The sequence below is a fragment of the Metabacillus sp. KUDC1714 genome, from assembly GCF_014217835.1.
GTDB classification, from domain to species: domain Bacteria; phylum Bacillota; class Bacilli; order Bacillales; family Bacillaceae; genus Metabacillus; species Metabacillus rhizosphaerae.
On sequence record NZ_CP055263.1, the window covers coordinates 195,529 to 214,274 of the forward strand.

Genomic DNA, 18,746 nt, shown 5'->3' on the forward strand with positions numbered 1-18,746 from the left:
TTGTACAAGGCACTAAGTGTCGTATCGTATTTAGCCTGTCTGCCGAGCTCTTATCGTTGTTATACTAAATTCTAGCAAGGAGTCAAATTACTCTACTTTAAATTGCTTTATACTTTCTGTTAATGTTTTTGATAAATCTGTAAGAATTAAACCCATTTCATGTGTGCGATTGATTTGAGTAATCTGTCCTTCTGATGATGCAAGCATTTGCTCGGCACTAGCTAAAGTTTCCTGTGAAATCGAAACAAAATTTTCTGAAGATTGTTCCATTCTTGGAAGTGATCTGTTTAGTTCCTGCAGGTAATCCTTCATACCAGACAGCTTCCCATTCACCTTCGATATTTCTGTCATTAACAGATCAAAAGCTTCCTTCGACTCTTCTGCAACAACAAGGTGTGACTGGATATTACCTAACATCGATTCAAATTCATTGTTAGCTTGATCTGAAATCTTTTCCATCATTTGAATTGATTGAGTAATTTCCTCAGTTGCTTTGGATGATTGATCAGCAAGTTTACGAACTTCATTTGCAACTACTGCAAAGCCTTTACCCGCTTCACCTGCACGTGCAGCTTCTATTGTAGCATTTAAAGCAAGAAGCTTTGTCTGTTCTGCGATTGATTGAATAATACTAACAACCTTAGTAATAACGATCGAGTTGTCTCTAACTCCTTTAATCGTGGTCGTCATTTTTGTAAATTCTTGATCAAATTCATTCATTGAATGAATCATTTGAGAAATCCTACTTTCTCCCTTTACAGCAGAATGATCCATGTCTGATGCACTATTAAATACATATTCCATGTTTTGAAGAATAAGCGTTATATCACTTTTCATTTTTTGGAATGTCACAACATTTTCATCTGAGCTGGTAGCTGTTTGTTCAGCTCCTGTTTTTACGACCTTGATCGCTTCAACAAGTTGACTGTTTTGGAGCATTACATCATCTGATGCCTCCCTCAAATGCTTACCTGTTGTAAAAAGTTCTGTCGTTGTTCCATTTATATGAGTAATCATTTCACGCATTTGTTTCATCATTTGATTAAAGCTTTTATGTAAGGAGTATATTTCAGGAATATTAGTCGATAATTTTATGTCGTTTGATAAATCTCCATTTCTAATTTCTCTCATTGCATTCTGTAGCGTGGATAAAGGCTTTGTTAAACTTCTTACAAGTATAAACAAAACGACTGTTGTAATGACAACACTTATTAAAACAACAATACCAATAAAATTAGCAAGGTGATTTACTGGCTCCATATAGTTATTTGTCGGAACAAGAATTACATAATACCCTTTTAATTCCTGTATTTCCTTAAAAGATAAAGTAAAATCGATTCCATCTATCTTCTTATGTAGCACACCGTGATCTTTTTCCAAAATAGCTTTTACTAACTCTTCAGAAATCGTAATTCCTGGTTCCTTATTGATATCCATAGGCACAGCACCATCTTTTGACACTAAGAAGAATTTTGCTGGTAATCCATCTTGTATTAATGCGGCGGATTGTCCTGGTATAACAACATCATCCACTCTTTTTGAAAATTCCTCCTCATCTCCAATATATGCAAAGGCCAAATTTTTAACAATATCGGAAGTTGTATTAACTTCTCTATAAAGTCGTTCTTCAATTATTTTCATCGTTGTATCCTTTGACTCACTATATGATGTAAAACCTACAACACTAATGGATGATAATAATAGGAAGAGAACTAGAATAATTAATCTCGACTGAAGAGAGATTTTAGAAAAAATTGTTTGTTTATACTCTACTTGTTGCTTTTTCTGATTTTTTTTATGAAGCTTTAGCTTTATTTCGTTTGTTTTATTGACTAAGTTTAGTAATTTATTCATATTACACCCCTATCTACAATTCATTAAGAATTATGACAGGGAAATATTAAGGAAGTGTAAATCTATTGTAAATTTTTGTTGTGTTTAGTCGAAAAGTCGCGAATCTTTTTTACTATTAACGTTAAATTATATTTTTAATGGAATAAATTACTTGGACAAGCATATGTATGGGTTAATACGATTTTTAACTCATATTGGAGGCAGAAAGATGAAACGAATTTCGTTATTAATAATAGGTCTTTTCCTTTGTTATATTATTTATTATGACTTTCAAATCGGGACACTTCCTGCTTTTAGTATGTCAAATGTCGAGGAAACTCCAACATCACCTGATAATAATAAAAAAAGTACTACAATTCCGTATTATGAAGTAAAAATTAAACAAGGTGATACAGTTTTATCCGTAACAGAACGATATCACGGTACTCTCCCTACCTCGATTGAACAAATTGTTCAAGATTTTGAAGGATTAAATACAAATGTGAAGGCAGAATCAATATTACTAGGTGAAACATACCGTTTTCCTGATTATAAACAATAGTTGATCCTTGTCATTTATTATGACTCCCTGTAAAATGAGTGTGGGAAGTACATTTACTAGAAAAAATAGACTAGGTCAAGTATCATTAATTAAGATAATGAAGAACAGAGATATAAACTTATTTTTAAGGAGCGATTTACACGTGAGTGAAATCATACATCGTACAAAAACTCGTCCTGTTAAAGTTGGAAATTTAACGATTGGTGGAAATAATGAGGTTGTTATTCAAAGCATGACAACAACAAAAACACATGATGTCGAAGCAACAGTTGCTGAAATCAATCGTTTAGAGGAAGCGGGATGTCAGATTGTGCGTGTAGCATGTCCAGATGAACGTGCTGCAAATGCAATTGCTGAAATAAAAAAGAGAATTAATATTCCTCTTGTTGTTGATATTCATTTTGACTATAAACTTGCTCTAAAAGCGATTGAAGGTGGAGCAGATAAAATAAGAATTAACCCAGGTAACATCGGGAGAAAAGAAAAAGTTGAGGCTGTTGTAAAAGCAGCAAAAGAACGTAACATCCCAATAAGAATTGGTGTAAATGCGGGATCTCTTGAAAAAAGAATCCTTGAAAAATACGGTTATCCTACAGCTGATGGGATGGTGGAAAGTGCATTACATCACATTAAAATACTTGAAGATTTAGATTTCCATGATATCATCGTATCTATGAAAGCCTCTGATGTAAACTTAGCGATAGAAGCCTATGAAAAGGCTGCTAAGGCGTTTGATTATCCTTTACATTTAGGAATTACTGAATCAGGGACACTTTTTGCTGGAACAGTTAAAAGTGCTGCTGGTCTAGGTGTTATTTTAAATAAAGGGATTGGAAACACGCTTCGTATTTCTTTAAGTGCAGACCCCGTTGAAGAAGTAAAAGTTGCACGTGAACTTTTAAAATCCTTTGGTTTAGCTGCTAATGCCGCAACATTAATTTCTTGTCCAACATGTGGACGAATTGAGATCGACTTAATTAGTATTGCAAATGAAGTTGAAGAATATATAGCAAAAATCAAAGCACCAATAAAAGTTGCAGTATTAGGTTGTGCTGTAAATGGACCAGGTGAAGCACGTGAAGCAGATATAGGTATTGCAGGAGCACGAGGTGAAGGTCTTTTATTCCGTAAAGGTGAAATTGTCCGTAAGGTTCCTGAAGAAACAATGGTTGAGGAACTGAAAAAGGAAATCGATAAAATTGCTGAAGAGCATTTTGCAAAGCAGGAAGCTGAAAAGCTCAAAGCATAGAAACTAAAGGGTAGAAAATACTACATGTAGTATTTTCTACCCTTCCTTTTTTATAAAGTTATTTCTCTTCATCCTTCACCGGAAGCAGCACAGCTCCAATATTACTGCTCGCGGACAGAGTAGATTCAATATTATCCTCTACTTTTTTCTCTTCATAAAAACGATTTTGAATTGCATAATTTGCCGTATATGTTTCATTTTCTTGGTTAACTGGATCAGTTCCATGATTACCTAGTGATTTCTGGATTTTTTCATTTGCCTCATATCTTTTCATATTTTACTCCTTTTAGTTTGCGAAAAAGCGTAAATTAGGGATTGACCATATAAGGTCAATCCCTTCTATCGTTCAGTCAGTCCATTTTAGAAAAATGGCATAATAAAGATTCCTAAAATGATGGAAATTGCACCGATTCCAATTGCCCATGCTCCTAAAGCTTTTGCTCCCCTTCTACGTGCAATGAAGCCAACAATTATACCTGCAGCCCCTAAAATAACAGGTAAAATAAACAGTGAAATAATGGAAAGAGCTAAAGCTAAATACCCCATTCCTCTGCCTTCGCCCACTACTTCATCACGATCAGCTTCTCTGTCTACTGCAGCATAGTCTCTTCTTAAGTTCACTGGTGCGGCTATTTCTGCTGCAGTCTCTTCTTGAAAGTCGTCTTCAATTTCTCGATCTAGTGGCGTGAATCCCTTGTAATCAGGGTTGTCAAAACGAGCACGTTCTTGATTTTCGAACTTATTTTCGTCTGCCATTAAGATCCCTTCCTTTCATATATAAAGGAGCATTTATAGTATGAGCTAATGATGCAGAACTATAACTGTAAAACTTTTCTGTTCGTTTAAAAATTGATTATGGTACACTACTAATAGGAAGCAACGAAGGAGAGAGCATATTATGTTACGACTAGGAATTGATATTGATGGTACAGTTACAGACCCTAAGACGTTTGTACCTTATTTAAATAAATCATTTAATAAAACCCTAACATATAATGATTTAAAGCAATATGATTTAACAAAGGTATTAAATATAACCGAGGTAGAATTTTGGAAATGGATGGATGAGTTCGAACCAATTATTTATAAAGAAGCACCTCTTGCCTTACATGCTAAAGCCGTTTTGGATAATTGGAAGGAGCAACACCAGCTTTTATTTATTAGTGCAAGAAGAAAACATTTACTTGATATTACATACAATTGGTTCAATGAAAACGAGCTTTATTATCATCATATTGAATTAATTGGTAGTCACGACAAGCTTGAAGCTGTTAAAAACAATGATATTTCAATCTTTTTTGAGGACAAGCACGATAATGCTTGTATGATTAGTGAAGAGCATCAGATCCCAGTAATTCTTTTTAATACTCCTTATAACCAGGATCCCGTACCAAGCGGAGTTATCCGTGTGGACCATTGGCTAGAGGCTAAAGACTGGGTGAATCAATGGTATGAAGTGAAAGTTTTATAAGGAACAAAAGCGCTGGAGCTGGATGTCATGCGCTTATCCAACAGTTCAAGAATATTATAATTTCCTTAAACGACAAATAAGGCTCTGACACCAAATTGTCAGAGCCTTACTTTAATTGCATTGTGGGCATGTCCCATATATTTCAAACTTATGTCCACTAATATCATATCCGGCTAGGTTTTCTTCTAGGTTCCCCATTGGACACCCAGGTATTTCTTTTGTTTTTCCACATTGTAAACATATGAAATGATGATGATGATGCTTTGTATCACATGTAAATCTGAAATGCTTTTCTCCAGATAGTTCTGTCATTTCAAAAATTCCCAAATCAGCAAATAACGATAAATTTCTATAAATCGTATCGAAGCTTAAACCTGGATAATCATTCTTTAATGACTCTAATACATCTTTTGCAGTTAAGTATTTATCGTAATCAGCAAAAAGCTGGAGCATTTCTTCTCTTTTACTTGTGTATTTGTAGCCTTTTTCTTTTAATAAGTCGAGAGCTTCTTGAACATTCATGAAACTTTCCCCTTTGTAAATTTAGTCCATAAAATAGCTAAAATAAGAATAATAACAGATAAAATAACGATAGTTCCACCTGGTGCTAAATCTAAATAATAAGCTAGGATTAATCCAATAATAACAGAAAGTTCACCGAATAGTACAGAAAAGAAAATGGTTTGTTTAAAGCCTTTTGCAATTCGTATACTCGCTGCAACTGGCAATGTCATTAACGAGGAAACAAGTAAAATTCCAACAATCCTCATTGAACCAGCAATAACCAACGCGACAATTAAAATAAAAATGAAGTGAATCCACTTTGCATGGATACCAGATGCTGTTGCATGTTCTTCATCAAATGATAACAAGAATAGTTCCTTATAAAGAAGAAAGACGGTACCAATAACAAAGACTGTTATCCCTATTATTACATATAAATCTGTACGGCTAACTGCGCTAATACTACCGAATAAATAGCTAAAAAGATCTGTATTAAAACCATCTGCTAGAGAAATAAATATAACACTAATACCTACACCACTAGATAAAATGATTGGTATCGCAAGTTCTTGATAATGCTTATAAACTGTACGAAGCTTTTCAATGAAAAGAGATCCCGTTACAGAAAAGGCCATACCTAAATAAATAGGATTTAAACCAGCAAATACAGCAACCTTTTTCTCAAGCAATAAGCTTGCTGCAATTCCTGCTAATGTCACATGACTCAATGCATCAGCAATAAGAGACATTCGTCTTACAACAACAAACACGCCTAACAGCGGTGCGATTAATCCAATTAACATACCTGATAAAAATGCATTTTGTAAAAATTCATATTCGAAGAGACTGCTTACCATTTTTTATATCCTCCATTAATGGGAGTGGTCATGTGTCAACACATGTAATGAGTGTCCATAAAAATCTGACATCTCATCATCCTTTAATAATTCAAATTCTCTAGAGTTACCATGAAAATGTAGATGTTTATTAATACAAGCTACATGTGTTACCTTATCTGTAATTGTTCCAACATCATGCGTAACTAAAATTAACGTAATCCCCAAATCTCTATTCAAATGCGTTAGCATTTCATAAAAATTTTGAACAGTTTGGGCATCGACACCTACTGTTGGCTCATCTAATATCAATAACCTAGGATTACTTACAATTGCACGAGCAATAAATGCACGTTGCTGTTGGCCCCCAGAAAGCTCTCCAATGTTTCTTTTTGCAAACTTGCCTAATCCTACTGCTTCAATTGCCTCATCGACATGCTTGCGGTCTTTTGGACTCATAAATTTGAATAAACCTAATTTGGATGTTAAACCGCTGGAAACAACTTCAAAAACTGATGCAGGAAAACCAGTATTAAAGCTATTTGCTTTTTGAGAAACAAACCCAACTTTATGCCAATCCTTGAATTTCTGTATCGTTTGCCCAAACAACTTTATTTCTCCCTGCTGTGGTTTTAATAACCCTAATAAGCATTTTAATAATGTTGTTTTACCTGATCCATTTGGACCTACAAGCCCAACAAAACTTCCTTGTTCAATTGTAATATTTATATCTTCTAACACTTTTTGCCGATCATATGTGAAATTCACATCATTTATTTCAATAATAGGTTGCTTCATTGACGTCATCCTTTTCAAATTAAGAATCGTTCCGATTTACATCTAGTAAATATCCACGATTGTTTATAACATGTAAATTATACAGAAATAAATCTTCTATGTAAAGGATAAAAATTCAACCGTAAAAATCGCACATTTTATATAAACCCCCATACATTGTTTTTAGAGGAGGTTTGAAAATGATCTTATTTCAAAAAATTATTAACCAAAAACTTAACAACATATCGGTAGAGGAATTAATGCAGTATGCGAAACAATTTAATGTTACAATAGGTCGAGCTCAAGCGGTTGAGGTTGTAAAAGCCATGCATGGCCAAAATATTAATATTTTCAATCAAAACGAGAGAAAACAATTATTACAGAAAATTTCAAGTATCACCTCTCCACAAACTGCACAACAGGTTAATCAAATTTTTCAAAAATTCACTAATTAATAAGTACTTAGAATGGAATAAATGAAGAAAAGACAGGATCATTTTTTTTTGATCTGTCTTTTCTCAATTAAAACTTTCACATGTTTTCAACACTATGAAAAGTATATGTCAAAATGTTTTTATTATCTTATTGATTCAAGATCTTATCTAATAGACCTTCATCAAATGATTGTTCCTTGAACATATTAATTTCAAACTTATAAGGAGGTTTTTTGTATTTTTTATCCTCACCTACAAATGGAGTTTCAAGTATTTTGGGGATAGTTGTTAAAGATGGGTGATGAATGACCTTATTTAACGCTTCAAAACCGATATGCCCGAAGCCAATATTTTCATGACGGTCTTTGCTTGCACCCATTGGATTCTTACTATCATTGATGTGCAAAACCTTTAAACGATCTAAACCAATGATTGAATCAAACTCCTCAAGTACTCCATCAAAGTTATTTACGATATCGTAACCAGCATCATGTGTGTGACATGTATCAAAACAGATAGATAAATGCTGGTTATGTGTTACACCATCAATAATCTTTGCCAATTCATCAAAAGAACGTCCACATTCAGAACCTTTTCCCGCCATTGTTTCTAATGCGATTTGAACTTCCTGATTTTGTTCTAGTACCTCATTTAAGCCTTCAATAATTTTATTAATGCCAACCTCTGGACCTGCTCCTACATGTGCCCCTGGATGAAGAACAATTTGTTTAGCTCCTAAAGCATGGGTTCTCTCTATTTCTGAACGGAGGAAATCAACACCTAACTTAAATGTAGCTGGATTTGTTGAATTGCCTATATTAATAATATAGGGTGCATGAACAACGATTTCATCAATTCCATTTTCCTTCATATGGGCTTGTCCAGCTTCAATATTCAAGTCTTCTATTTTCTTACGTCTAGTGTTCTGAGGTGCACCTGTGTAGATCATAAATGTATTTGCTCCGTATGAAACAGCTTCTTCACTTGCAGCTAAAAGCATTTTTTTACCACTCATCGAGACATGTGATCCAATTTTAAGCATGCGTTCTCCCCCTATCTGCTTTTCTTATCTAATCTTCTTTTTCTCTTTTTAATTTGGTCCATTTCACGAGTCATCTTCTTTTTATATCCTGGTTTAACCTTTTTAGGTTTTTGAACGATACTTTTTGCTAAAGCATCCGCTTCATCTGCGACTCTTTTTCGCTTTTGTCGACGTTGGCGATCATCTAAATCCTTCCATTCTCCACCGACAAAATCTCTATTAACAAATTCAATACCTAATTTCTCTAATTTGTTTAATGCATCCTCATCAGATGAATCAAAGAGTGTAACAGCAATCCCTGAACTTCCAGCACGTGCTGTTCTACCAACACGATGAATATAAAAGTCTAACTCTGTTGTTGGAATCTCATAATTAATGACATGACTAACACCTTTGATGTCAATTCCTCTTGCTGCTAAATCAGTTGCAACAACATATTGGAAGTCTAAATCATTGATTTGTTTCATCATTTTTTTACGATCACGAGGCGATAGATCACCATGAATACGGCCAACCTTTAAGCCTTTCTCAAGAAGAGCATTTGCAACTTCATCTGCATTCTTTTTTGTGTTTGTAAAAACGATCGCCAAAAATGGATTAAATTTAACAAGCATATCATGTACCAATTTTATTTTGTCTCGGTGTCTTGTCGGTACTAGAACATGCTCAATTTTCGCTGCAGTAACCTGTTTAGGTGCTACATGTGTAAACTTTGGATTTTCTAAATATTTTTTTAGAAATGGTTTTAGCTTTTCTGGGATCGTTGCAGAAAAGACAAGAATTTGTAAGTTGTCTGGCATTTGACTAGCAACCATATCAACCTCTTTAATGAATCCCATGTCAAGCATTAAATCTGCTTCATCAACGACAAATGTTCGGACTTTATTGACGATTAATGCTTGTTCCTTCACTAAATCGTTAATTCTACCTGGTGTTCCAACAACAATTTGTGGCTGGGTCTTCAGCTTGTCTATCGTTCGTTGTTTGTCAGTTCCGCCAATATAACATTTCGCTAAGATTTCTTCCTTTGAAAAAGCAATAACCTTTACAACTTCGTTATAGATTTGTGTCGCTAGTTCTCTAGTAGGTGCTGTAATAACAACCTGTACTTCTTTACGATCCGGATCAATCTTGTTTAGTAATGGTAATAAATAAGCATGTGTTTTTCCTGTACCCGTTTGGGATTGACCGATTGCACTTTCACCTTTTAATATTGAAGGTATAAGCCTCTCTTGAATTTCAGTTGGTTCAAAAAATTTCAACTCATTCGATAATGCTTCTATAATAAACGGTTTTAATGAAAAACGCTCAAATTTTGTTTTCTCCATCCGTGTCATCTCCTTTTAGACAAAGCTTTATCACACCTATAATGGTGTACTCTTTATCAGTCCATCATTACATTATACCAATATCCACGAAATAACTCAATGTTTGTCAGAAAGTGAACTTCATCATTGATATAATACTTCTTTAATAATAAGGAAACCATTTTCTAATCATTTGCATAGTCTAAGGATAGGGCAACTTATTATGAAAGGAGGATTTATATGTTTCCACAAAGACCAATGCCTCCTATGAATTCTAGAGGTTTTTTCCCCGGGCAAGGTCAGATGCCAATGGGACGTCAGCCTTTACAAGGTCCTTTTATGGGTAGTGGACAAATAGGTCCACAAATGCCTGCAAGAGGCGGAGGATTAAAAGGATTATTATCTAAGATTATGCCTGGGAGTCAAGGTGCAACTGCTATTAATTCACAAGGGTTTATCCAAGGGGCAACAGGTGCTTCAAGAGCTACTGGAGCGCTTCAAGGAATAACAAACCCCGCTAATATTTCTAGTATGCTTGGAAATGTTCAAAAGGTCTTAGGAATGGCACAGCAAGTAACCCCAATGGTTCAGCAATATGGTCCCTTAGTGAAAAACTTACCAGCAATGATCAAAATCTACCGTGAATTAAAAAATAGTGATAGTGAAAGTGATGAAGAAGTCACTACTACTGATGAGACTCCTGAAACAAATACAGAGTTTACCTCTGAAGAAACACCAACAACTAGCAAACAAAAACCAAAAAGAAAGACATCTACAAATGAGACTACTTCTACTAAGAAAGAAACAGAATCAGTGACAACTAAAGAAAATAAAAAACGTCCATCAACACCTAGAGGCTCAAGTCCAAAAATGTATATCTAATTTTCCTCTTTGTAATCTTCCCTTATGTTCGATATAATATTAAGAGATTATGAGAGTAAAGAGCCGTTTTGCGGCTTTTTTTCAATAGAAGAAAGGGACAAAGATTAGAATGACTTTTTAGGTCTGTACCCTTTTTATCTCTTAAGGAGGCAATGAAATGGACGTTATAAAAATCGCTCCACGTGGATATTGTTATGGCGTTGTAGATGCAATGGTTATTGCTAAAAACGCTGCTCTAGATAAATCCTTACCAAGACCAATCTACATTTTAGGAATGATTGTTCATAATAAACATGTAACAGATGCATTTGAAGAGGATGGCATCATAACACTCGATGGAAATAATCGATTAGAAATTCTTGAACAGGTTGATCATGGGACGATTGTTTTTACCGCTCACGGAGTATCACCTGAGGTAAGAAGAATTGCAAAAGAAAAGGGGCTTGTCACTCTTGATGCTACATGTCCGGATGTAACTAAGACACATGATCTTATTCGGGAAAAAGAAGCTCAAGGTTTTCATATCATCTATATAGGGAAAAAGGGTCATCCAGAACCTGAAGGAGCAGTTGGTGTAGCTCCCGATATTGTTCACCTTGTCGAATCAATTGAAGATGTTAACCGATTAAAGATTGAAAATGAAAAAATAATCGTTACAAATCAAACAACAATGAGTCAATGGGATGTTGCAGACATTATGGAAATGGTAAAAGAAAAATTTCCACATGTTGAAGTACATCGTGAAATCTGCTTAGCAACACAGGTTCGTCAAGAAGCCGTTGCTGAACAAGCAAAAGAAGCAGATTTAACAATTGTTGTTGGAGATCCTAAAAGCAATAACTCAAATCGTTTAGCTCAAGTATCAGAACAGATTGCTGGAACAACTGCATACCGTGTTTCAGATTTAAGTGAACTTAAGCTTGAATGGTTAAAAAATGTAAAAAAAGTAGCTGTTACAGCAGGTGCTTCCACTCCTACACCTATTACAAAAAAAGTCATTCAGTTTCTTGAGCAATATAACCCAGAGGATGAGTCAACATGGGATCTAAACCAAAAAGTTCCATTAGCAAAGATTCTACCCAAGGTTAAAATTAAAGGCTAAATATAACAAAAAAGCCCATTACTACATACTCATTGTAGGTAACGGGCTTTTTTTAGATTTAAACAAACGTAAAGGGATTTGTATCAACTGTTGAACCAAATACACTCACATCAAAGTTTCTTTCTTTACACATATCACCCAATATGGCTGATACACCTTTAATCATAACCTTCTCAACATGGTGTCCTGGATCAATCACATTTAAGTCTAGCATTAATGCATCATGTGCTACATGGAAATACAAATCACCTGTTACATATACGTCAGCACCTTTATATTTAGCTTGCTGAATATATTTGTTCCCATCTCCACCTAATACAGCAACCTTTTTCACCTTTGAGCTTGGATCTCCTACCATTCTAACCCGCTCAACATTAAGCGATTTTTTTACATGCTCAGCAAACTCTTGAAGAGTTAGCTCATCCTTTAGTTTTCCTATTCTCCCTAAACCTAAAGATGCACCTTGTTGCTCTAATCGATAAATATCATATGCTATTTCTTCATATGGATGAGCTTTAATCATAGCATTGATAATTTTTTTTTGGAGTGACTCAGGAAAAATCGTTTCAATCCTAGTTTCCTTTACTAATTCAAACTGTCCCGTTTTACCAATAAACGGATCAGCTTCTTCAAGTGGTAAGAAGCTTCCTTCCCCGCTCGTAGAAAATGAGCAATGACTATAATTTCCGATATGGCCTGCTCCAGCAGCACCTAAGGCTTCTCTAACAGCCTTTTCATGACTAGATGGGACGAACACGACTAATTTTTTTAATTTATCTTCGTATGTAGGTACTAAAACATCTAGATTTGTAAGCTCTAACGCTGCTGCAAGCAAGTCATTTACACCGCCATTTGCAATATCTAGGTTTGTATGGGCAGCATAGACAGCAATATCATGCTTAATGCATTTTTCAAAAATTCGCCCTGATGTAGAATCTGTTGTAAGCTTTTTAATTGGGCGAAAAATTGGTGGATGGTGGGCAATAATTAAATCGACCTTCTTTTCAATTGCCTCATCGATGACCGCTTCTGTAACATCTAAAGTTATCATAACTTGATGAATTTGTTTATTTAAACTCCCTATTTGTAGACCTATCTTGTCCCCTTCTACTGCATAGGATTTAGGTGAAAACTGTTCAAATAATTGAATGACCTCAAAGCCGTTTGGATTCTTCTTCACGCTTGTAATACCTCCTCAACAAGCCGAATTTGGTTTGATAGCTCTTTGAACTTTTCATTATTTTCATAAGTATGTCCCGCTTGTTCAAGCTGTTTAACAATCGTTCGCCAATGATTGCATTCCTGTGTCCACTTGTTTTGAAAAACAACTGATTTCTTTTTAGCTAGTATTGGCCCTAGTAATAGGTTTGCTTCAATGGAATATGTTTGATATGGGAGCTTTGAATTTCCTTTTTCAGCTACAAGGATTTCATATATTTTATTGTCTTCTTCTATGATATCTTCATCAATTAATTGCCATCCATTTTCCATCATCCATTGTCTTATGTAAATCGCGTGGATATTGGGTTGTAAAACGAGTCTTTTAACTCCAGATAATTTTGTACTTCCTTCTTCCAAAATACGTTTAATTAGACCTCCACCCATTCCTGCAATAGTTATACAATCGATTGAGTCTCCTTCTTCAATAACGGATAAACCGTCCCCTTGCCTGACAGAAATAACGTCTGACAGTTCACATTTCTTTACTTGTTTCTTTGCGGATATAAAAGGTCCGTCGGTAATTTCCCCGGCAATTGCAGCTTTCGCAATTCCCTGCAAAATAGAGTAGCAGGGCAGATAGGCGTGATCAGAACCAATGTCAGCAAAAACTGCATCTTTTGGGATATAACCAGCAACTGTCGCAAGCCTCTTTGATAGCTTCATTTCATTCATATTGTCACCACTATTTCGTTTATTGTTATTTCTTTATCATTTTCCATATAAATACTTTTTAGTAAGCTGTTTTTGCAAACTTTGTTGCTATCTACCAAGTAGTGGGGTGTGGTTGATTTCCGCTCCAGATGCTCGCTTTCCGCGGGGCGAGCGGTGATCCTCCTCGGCGTAAACGCCAGTGGGTCTCACCTGTCCCGCTACTCCCGCAGGAGTCTCGCACTTCCGCTCCAATCATCCATAAACAGTTTTCGTTTTAAAAGCAACAATCTCTTAGAAAAGAGCCTTTTAGTAAAAGTATAAAAAAAGTCCTTCACATATGCAAAGGACTTTCTTATAGTATTATTTGATTTGAGAAACCCATTCAGCCATTTCATCCAGTTTTTCGGCAGGAACTAAATTAGCTGGCATGCCACCTCTACCCTCTTTTAGGGTTGTTTTGATTTCATCAACAGATAATTTCTCTCCAACACCTACAAGGCTAGGTCCTGAAACACCTTGATAGTTATCACCATGACAACCAATACAGCCCTTTTGTGTATAAAGTTCTTCAGGTGTAGCGTTTGCAACATCCTCAGTTTTTGGCTCTTCGTCACCTTTTGCTAATTCTTCATGATCGCCAATACCTTTAAATGATAAAAGGAACATAAGGCCGATTCCTAGAACAGCGATTAATAAAAATGGTATAAGTGGATTGCGATTCATCATGTAACCTCCCTTATGTAAATAAGTAAATCTCCACTAGTAAGGCTGCAATTCCTTCTAATGGTTAGTTGAATTATCTAGCTTTTACAGGCAGTTAACACATTAATAATTTACGTTTACGATTTTTTAGGTTCTTACTGCCCGTTACTGCGGGATAAATTTCATAAGTACATTTTTTTGTAAACAACCTCTATTTTACTGTAATTTTACAATAAGTAAAAGACCTATCTTATAACATCCCCATGTTTTTCACACTTTAGACAAAAAATAGAAAAGAGAATTGTTTCTTTCAAGAAAGCCATTGACAATTAATTATTTTAATATTAGAAGACCATGGTAGTCAATATAAAAATAGCCAAACCTAATATTCCACTAATTATAAGATATATCACACGATATATTCTCCCGATCAAAATCCAAAGTAAGCAATTAACTACAACTGTTCCACCAATCCACAAGCGATCACCATTTGTTATTTTCTCTATTATGGATAGTGAGACAATTAATAATTGAATAAAAGTTATACTTAAAGGCACTTGAAAAAATACTCTTTTTCTTATAAAGTAAGCGGTAACATTCATTGAAAATACTAGAAAAAAACCTACAATGGTCATTTGCAAAACGAAAGACAATTCAGTAAAATAAATGACAAGGAGCATTGCTGGAAGCAACAATAGTAGCAAGCCGTACAAAAAAACTTGATAGATAGTTATTACTTTTCTCTTTTGTTCCTTTTGTGATGTGATATCTATATCCATTTGATTACCTTCAGTATAAAGCGCTAACAAAAAGTCACAATATGTTTCAGGCAGAAGCTTATTATTTTTCCAATAGGAAATTTCATTAATAATGATGTTCTTTTTATTATTATTCATTCAGGTCATCCTTTTACGTCTACTCTGCCATAAGAATAACGCAAGCCCGCTGGTCAGCATCTATAGTCTTTTTAAGCACATGGCTTATCTTGTACCTCTTAACTAAAAGAAAGTTGGAGCTTGACACCAAAACTTAGACTTAAACTTTCTAATCATTTAAAAAGACGGACAATGTTGTCCGCCTCATCTATTCTAGAAAGTCTTTAAGACGCTTACTACGACTTGGATGACGTAATTTACGAAGAGCTTTTGCTTCAATTTGACGGATACGCTCTCGAGTAACACCAAAGACTTTACCAACCTCTTCAAGTGTTCTTGTTCTGCCATCGTCAAGTCCAAAGCGAAGACGTAACACATTTTCTTCACGATCTGTTAAAGTATCCAAGACATCTTCTAACTGCTCTTTTAATAACTCATATGCAGCGTGCTCAGAAGGTGAAGTTGCGTCTTGATCTTCAATAAAATCGCCAAGATGAGAATCATCTTCTTCACCAATAGGTGTTTCCAGTGATACAGGCTCCTGAGCAATCTTTAAGATTTCTCTTACCTTATCTGGGGTTAATTCCATATCTTCCCCAATCTCCTCTGGAGTTGGTTCTCTACCTAAATCCTGAAGTAATTGACGTTGTACTCTTATTAATTTGTTAATTGTTTCAACCATATGAACTGGGATACGGATGGTCCGAGCCTGGTCTGCAATCGCACGAGTAATCGCTTGGCGAATCCACCAAGTTGCATACGTACTGAATTTGTACCCTTTACGGTAATCAAACTTTTCAACAGCTTTCATTAGGCCCATATTACCTTCCTGTATTAAATCAAGGAACAACATTCCACGACCTACATAACGTTTGGCAATACTTACAACAAGTCGAAGGTTAGCTTCAGCAAGTCTACGTTTAGCTTCCTCGTCACCTTCTTCAATACGTTTAGCGAGATCAATTTCTTCATTTGCAGATAAAAGATCAACTCGCCCGATTTCCTTCAAGTACATTCTTACTGGGTCGTTTATTTTTACACCAGGAGGAACACTTAAATCATTTAGATCGAACTCTTCTTCTTTTGCAAGATCTTGAACATTTGGATCGCCTTCAGTCTCACCAGCCTCACCAATTAGTTCGACACCTTGTTCACCAAGAAATTCATAATACTCATCCATTTGGTCTGATTCAATTTCAAAGTTGGACATACGTTCTGCAATTTCTTCATATGTCAAAACTCCACGTTTTTTCCCAATTTCAGTTAACTGATCTTTCACCTGTTCAAAGGTTACTTCCGTCTCATGGGTTTGTTTATCAGCCATAGGATCCCCTCCTTCCAAACTTATCACATGTTAAGATAAGCCATCGATTACTGTTTAGCGGTATTACCTATAATATAGGAATGTGCATGATTAAAATGCATGACACATCATTTATAACTCACTTACCTTTTAATCTTCAGCTTACTTACTATGATTTGAGCGCTTGATTTAATTGAATGATTTCCATCGCAATTTGAGCTGCTTCTTTGAACTGTTTATTTCTTTCAGCTTCATTTTTTTCAGCTTCTTTTTCTTTTATCATTAACATTTTTTGATGATTCAACACCTGTTTTATATAATCTGATAGTTCTTGTTCACTCACTTCGGTGTTTAATGTGATCATCGCAATGTTGGATACAATATGTTGTAATTCAGGACTTGGCAGCCTTGAAAGGAAAGAACTTACATTCTCTTCATTTCCTTCTTCATAAAATCCATATAAATAAGTAACAATTGCTTTGTGCTCTTCAATATTAAATTGAAGTCCAAGTCTTTCAAGAACCTTTTCTGCAAAATCCTTACTTCTTAGCATATGTCCGATTAACATACGTTCAGCAGTATGAAATGCTGGTAGCAGCCTTTTCGATTGAATAGGTGCTCTTTTTCGATGTTGCTGGTCAATACTTTTTTGTGGCGAAGCTTTTTGTGGTTTTATTTGCTGTTCCTTTTGGTGAAGTTGATCCTTTAGAACCTCCATCGAAAGGTCAAATTCTCTGGAAATTTGTTTTAAGAAGATCTCTTTTTCAACTGCACTTTCTAGCTTACTAAGTTCTAAAATAACATTTTCAATATACTGTAGCCTTTCACCTTCATTTTGAAGATTTTTTCCTCTACGGTAATAACTCATTTTAAATGTCATTAAAGATACGCTTGCCCCTATTACATCATTTTTGAACTTTTCTGATCCGAATTTTTTGATGTAGTCATCAGGGTCTAACCCATCTGGAATCATTGCAACCTTTATTCTACAACCCGCATCTTTTAATATCTTTGATGCTCTAACGGTTGCTTCAATACCTGCCGAATCTGAGTCATAACATATAATGATCTCAGATACATTTCTACGGATAATTTTCGCCTGTTCATCAGTAAGAGACGTACCCATTGTAGCAATAGCATTTTGGACTCCAGATCTTGTTGATGAAATAACATCTGCAAATCCTTCAAAAAGAATAGCTTGTTGGTTTTTTCGAATATGTACTCTTGCACGGTGGAAATTATATAGCAATTTACTTTTGTTGAAAATTTTTGTTTCAGGGCTATTTAAATACTTGGGCTTTTCATCACCAAGTACCCTTCCAGAAAAAGCAATTGTCATTCCATGGTGGTCTGCTATTGGAAACATAATTCGATTACGAAATCGGTCAAAGTACTCGTCTGAATTGTTTTTCTTAACTAATAGACCCGCTTCCTCCATCATAGATCCATCAAAACCTCTTTTAACTAGAAACTTTGAAATGAAATCCCATGAATCAAGGGCATACCCAATCTCAAACGTATCAATGATTTCTTTTGTAAAGCCACGATTTAATAAGTAGTCTAAAGCTTGCTGACCCTCTTTTGTGTTTACTAATAAATGATGGTAAAATTTCTTTAAGAGTTCATGAGCTTCAATCATTTTTTCTGCATCTTTAGAAACAGATTGCTGCACTTGATCTACTGGAGTGAGCGACGGCATCTCAATATTCGCCTTATCTGCAAGGTGTTGTGCGGCTTCAATAAATGCATAACCCTCATGCTGCATTAAAAATGAAAAAACGTTGCCCCCTGCTCCACATCCAAAGCAATGGAAAATTTGCTTATCGGCAGAAACTGAGAACGAAGGAGACTTTTCTCCATGAAATGGACATAACCCAAAATAGTTACGACCTTGTTTCTTCAATTGAACATATTCACTTACCACATCAACAATGTCAGAAGTTCGTTGTATTTTTTCAATTAATTCTTCGGGAATTCGATTTCCCATGCTAACAA

Annotated in this window: 20 protein-coding genes; 6 read left to right on the forward strand and 14 right to left on the reverse strand. The window is 35.2% G+C overall.

Annotated features, from left to right (window positions below; translation table 11 throughout):
* Window positions 1-87 precede the first annotated feature (87 nt).
* On the reverse strand, window positions 88-1,854 hold the full coding sequence (locus HUW50_RS00995) for a methyl-accepting chemotaxis protein (RefSeq protein WP_083964669.1): 1,767 nt from the start codon (window positions 1,852-1,854) through the stop codon (window positions 88-90).
* Between the two features lie 208 nt (window positions 1,855-2,062).
* Here HUW50_RS00995 and HUW50_RS01000 point away from each other — a divergent pair, with 208 nt between their 5' ends.
* Both HUW50_RS01000 and ispG read left to right on the forward strand, forming a co-directional pair.
* Window positions 2,063-2,395 (forward strand): hypothetical protein, encoded by a 333-nt coding sequence (locus HUW50_RS01000; protein WP_066334800.1) that lies wholly within the window; start codon window positions 2,063-2,065, stop codon window positions 2,393-2,395.
* Between the two features lie 97 nt (window positions 2,396-2,492).
* Entirely contained in the window at window positions 2,493-3,644 is a 1,152-nt protein-coding gene (gene ispG / locus HUW50_RS01005) for a flavodoxin-dependent (E)-4-hydroxy-3-methylbut-2-enyl-diphosphate synthase (protein WP_157094421.1), read from the forward strand.
* A 58-nt stretch (window positions 3,645-3,702) separates the two neighbouring features.
* Here ispG and HUW50_RS01010 read toward each other — a convergent pair whose 3' ends face one another.
* Together HUW50_RS01010 and HUW50_RS01015 are read right to left on the reverse strand one after the other, a co-directional pair.
* Window positions 3,703-3,918, reverse strand: coding sequence for a hypothetical protein (locus tag HUW50_RS01010; protein WP_066334795.1), 216 nt, complete (start codon window positions 3,916-3,918; stop codon window positions 3,703-3,705).
* 86 nt (window positions 3,919-4,004) lie between these two features.
* Window positions 4,005-4,400 (reverse strand): hypothetical protein, encoded by a 396-nt coding sequence (locus HUW50_RS01015; RefSeq protein ID WP_066334789.1) that lies wholly within the window; start codon window positions 4,398-4,400, stop codon window positions 4,005-4,007.
* A gap of 142 nt (window positions 4,401-4,542) precedes the next feature.
* Between HUW50_RS01015 and HUW50_RS01020 the strand changes: the two genes are divergently transcribed.
* Window positions 4,543-5,115, forward strand: coding sequence for a hypothetical protein (locus HUW50_RS01020; RefSeq protein WP_066334788.1), 573 nt, complete (start codon window positions 4,543-4,545; stop codon window positions 5,113-5,115).
* Between the two features lie 111 nt (window positions 5,116-5,226).
* On the opposite strand, the gene HUW50_RS01025 is transcribed toward HUW50_RS01020, so the two are convergent.
* The 3 genes from HUW50_RS01025 to HUW50_RS01035 are packed head-to-tail and all read right to left on the reverse strand — an operon-like array spanning window position 5,227 to window position 7,253.
* Complete coding sequence (locus HUW50_RS01025; protein ID WP_066334786.1) at window positions 5,227-5,637, reverse strand: zinc uptake transcriptional repressor Zur; 411 nt, start codon at window positions 5,635-5,637, stop codon at window positions 5,227-5,229.
* Window positions 5,634-6,476, reverse strand: a complete 843-nt coding sequence (locus HUW50_RS01030) for a metal ABC transporter permease (protein WP_066334783.1) — start codon at window positions 6,474-6,476, stop codon at window positions 5,634-5,636. The genes HUW50_RS01025 and HUW50_RS01030 overlap by 4 nt, the downstream gene beginning before the upstream one ends.
* Window positions 6,477-6,491: 15 nt before the next feature.
* Window positions 6,492-7,253: a metal ABC transporter ATP-binding protein gene (locus tag HUW50_RS01035; RefSeq protein WP_066334777.1), complete on the reverse strand. Its 762-nt coding sequence runs from the start codon at window positions 7,251-7,253 to the stop codon at window positions 6,492-6,494.
* Window positions 7,254-7,432: 179 nt separating this feature from the next.
* On the opposite strand from HUW50_RS01035, the gene HUW50_RS01040 reads away from it, so the two are divergent.
* On the forward strand, window positions 7,433-7,687 hold the full coding sequence (locus HUW50_RS01040; protein ID WP_066334767.1) for a DUF2624 domain-containing protein: 255 nt from the start codon (window positions 7,433-7,435) through the stop codon (window positions 7,685-7,687).
* Between the two features lie 127 nt (window positions 7,688-7,814).
* On the opposite strand, the gene HUW50_RS01045 is transcribed toward HUW50_RS01040, so the two are convergent.
* Together HUW50_RS01045 and HUW50_RS01050 are read right to left on the reverse strand one after the other, a co-directional pair.
* Window positions 7,815-8,708, reverse strand: coding sequence for a deoxyribonuclease IV (locus HUW50_RS01045; protein WP_185653630.1), 894 nt, complete (start codon window positions 8,706-8,708; stop codon window positions 7,815-7,817).
* A gap of 11 nt (window positions 8,709-8,719) precedes the next feature.
* Window positions 8,720-10,036, reverse strand: coding sequence for a DEAD/DEAH box helicase (locus tag HUW50_RS01050; protein WP_066334761.1), 1,317 nt, complete (start codon window positions 10,034-10,036; stop codon window positions 8,720-8,722).
* A 219-nt stretch (window positions 10,037-10,255) separates the two neighbouring features.
* Between HUW50_RS01050 and HUW50_RS01055 the strand changes: the two genes are divergently transcribed.
* Window positions 10,256-10,897: a YqfQ family protein gene (locus tag HUW50_RS01055; protein WP_185653631.1), complete on the forward strand. Its 642-nt coding sequence runs from the start codon at window positions 10,256-10,258 to the stop codon at window positions 10,895-10,897.
* A gap of 157 nt (window positions 10,898-11,054) precedes the next feature.
* A complete protein-coding gene (locus HUW50_RS01060; RefSeq protein WP_185653632.1) occupies window positions 11,055-11,999 on the forward strand; it encodes a 4-hydroxy-3-methylbut-2-enyl diphosphate reductase in 945 nt (314 codons plus the stop codon).
* A 58-nt stretch (window positions 12,000-12,057) separates the two neighbouring features.
* Here HUW50_RS01060 and HUW50_RS01065 read toward each other — a convergent pair whose 3' ends face one another.
* From HUW50_RS01065 to dnaG, 6 genes are all read right to left on the reverse strand, one after another.
* Window positions 12,058-13,179: a Nif3-like dinuclear metal center hexameric protein gene (locus HUW50_RS01065; RefSeq protein WP_185653633.1), complete on the reverse strand. Its 1,122-nt coding sequence runs from the start codon at window positions 13,177-13,179 to the stop codon at window positions 12,058-12,060.
* A complete protein-coding gene (locus HUW50_RS01070) occupies window positions 13,176-13,892 on the reverse strand; it encodes a tRNA (adenine(22)-N(1))-methyltransferase (RefSeq protein ID WP_185653634.1) in 717 nt (238 codons plus the stop codon). Before HUW50_RS01070 ends, HUW50_RS01065 begins: the two co-directional genes overlap by 4 nt.
* A gap of 339 nt (window positions 13,893-14,231) precedes the next feature.
* Window positions 14,232-14,594 carry a cytochrome c550 gene (gene cccA, locus HUW50_RS01075; RefSeq protein ID WP_066334747.1) on the reverse strand — a complete coding sequence of 121 codons (363 nt, stop codon included), beginning with the start codon at window positions 14,592-14,594 and terminating at the stop codon, window positions 14,232-14,234.
* Between the two features lie 323 nt (window positions 14,595-14,917).
* Window positions 14,918-15,469 (reverse strand): hypothetical protein, encoded by a 552-nt coding sequence (locus tag HUW50_RS01080; protein WP_066334746.1) that lies wholly within the window; start codon window positions 15,467-15,469, stop codon window positions 14,918-14,920.
* A 187-nt stretch (window positions 15,470-15,656) separates the two neighbouring features.
* Window positions 15,657-16,772, reverse strand: coding sequence for an RNA polymerase sigma factor RpoD (gene rpoD / locus HUW50_RS01085; RefSeq protein ID WP_066334743.1), 1,116 nt, complete (start codon window positions 16,770-16,772; stop codon window positions 15,657-15,659).
* Between the two features lie 148 nt (window positions 16,773-16,920).
* Entirely contained in the window at window positions 16,921-18,738 is a 1,818-nt protein-coding gene (gene dnaG, locus HUW50_RS01090; RefSeq protein ID WP_066334741.1) for a DNA primase, read from the reverse strand.
* Window positions 18,739-18,746: the final 8 nt, after the last annotated feature.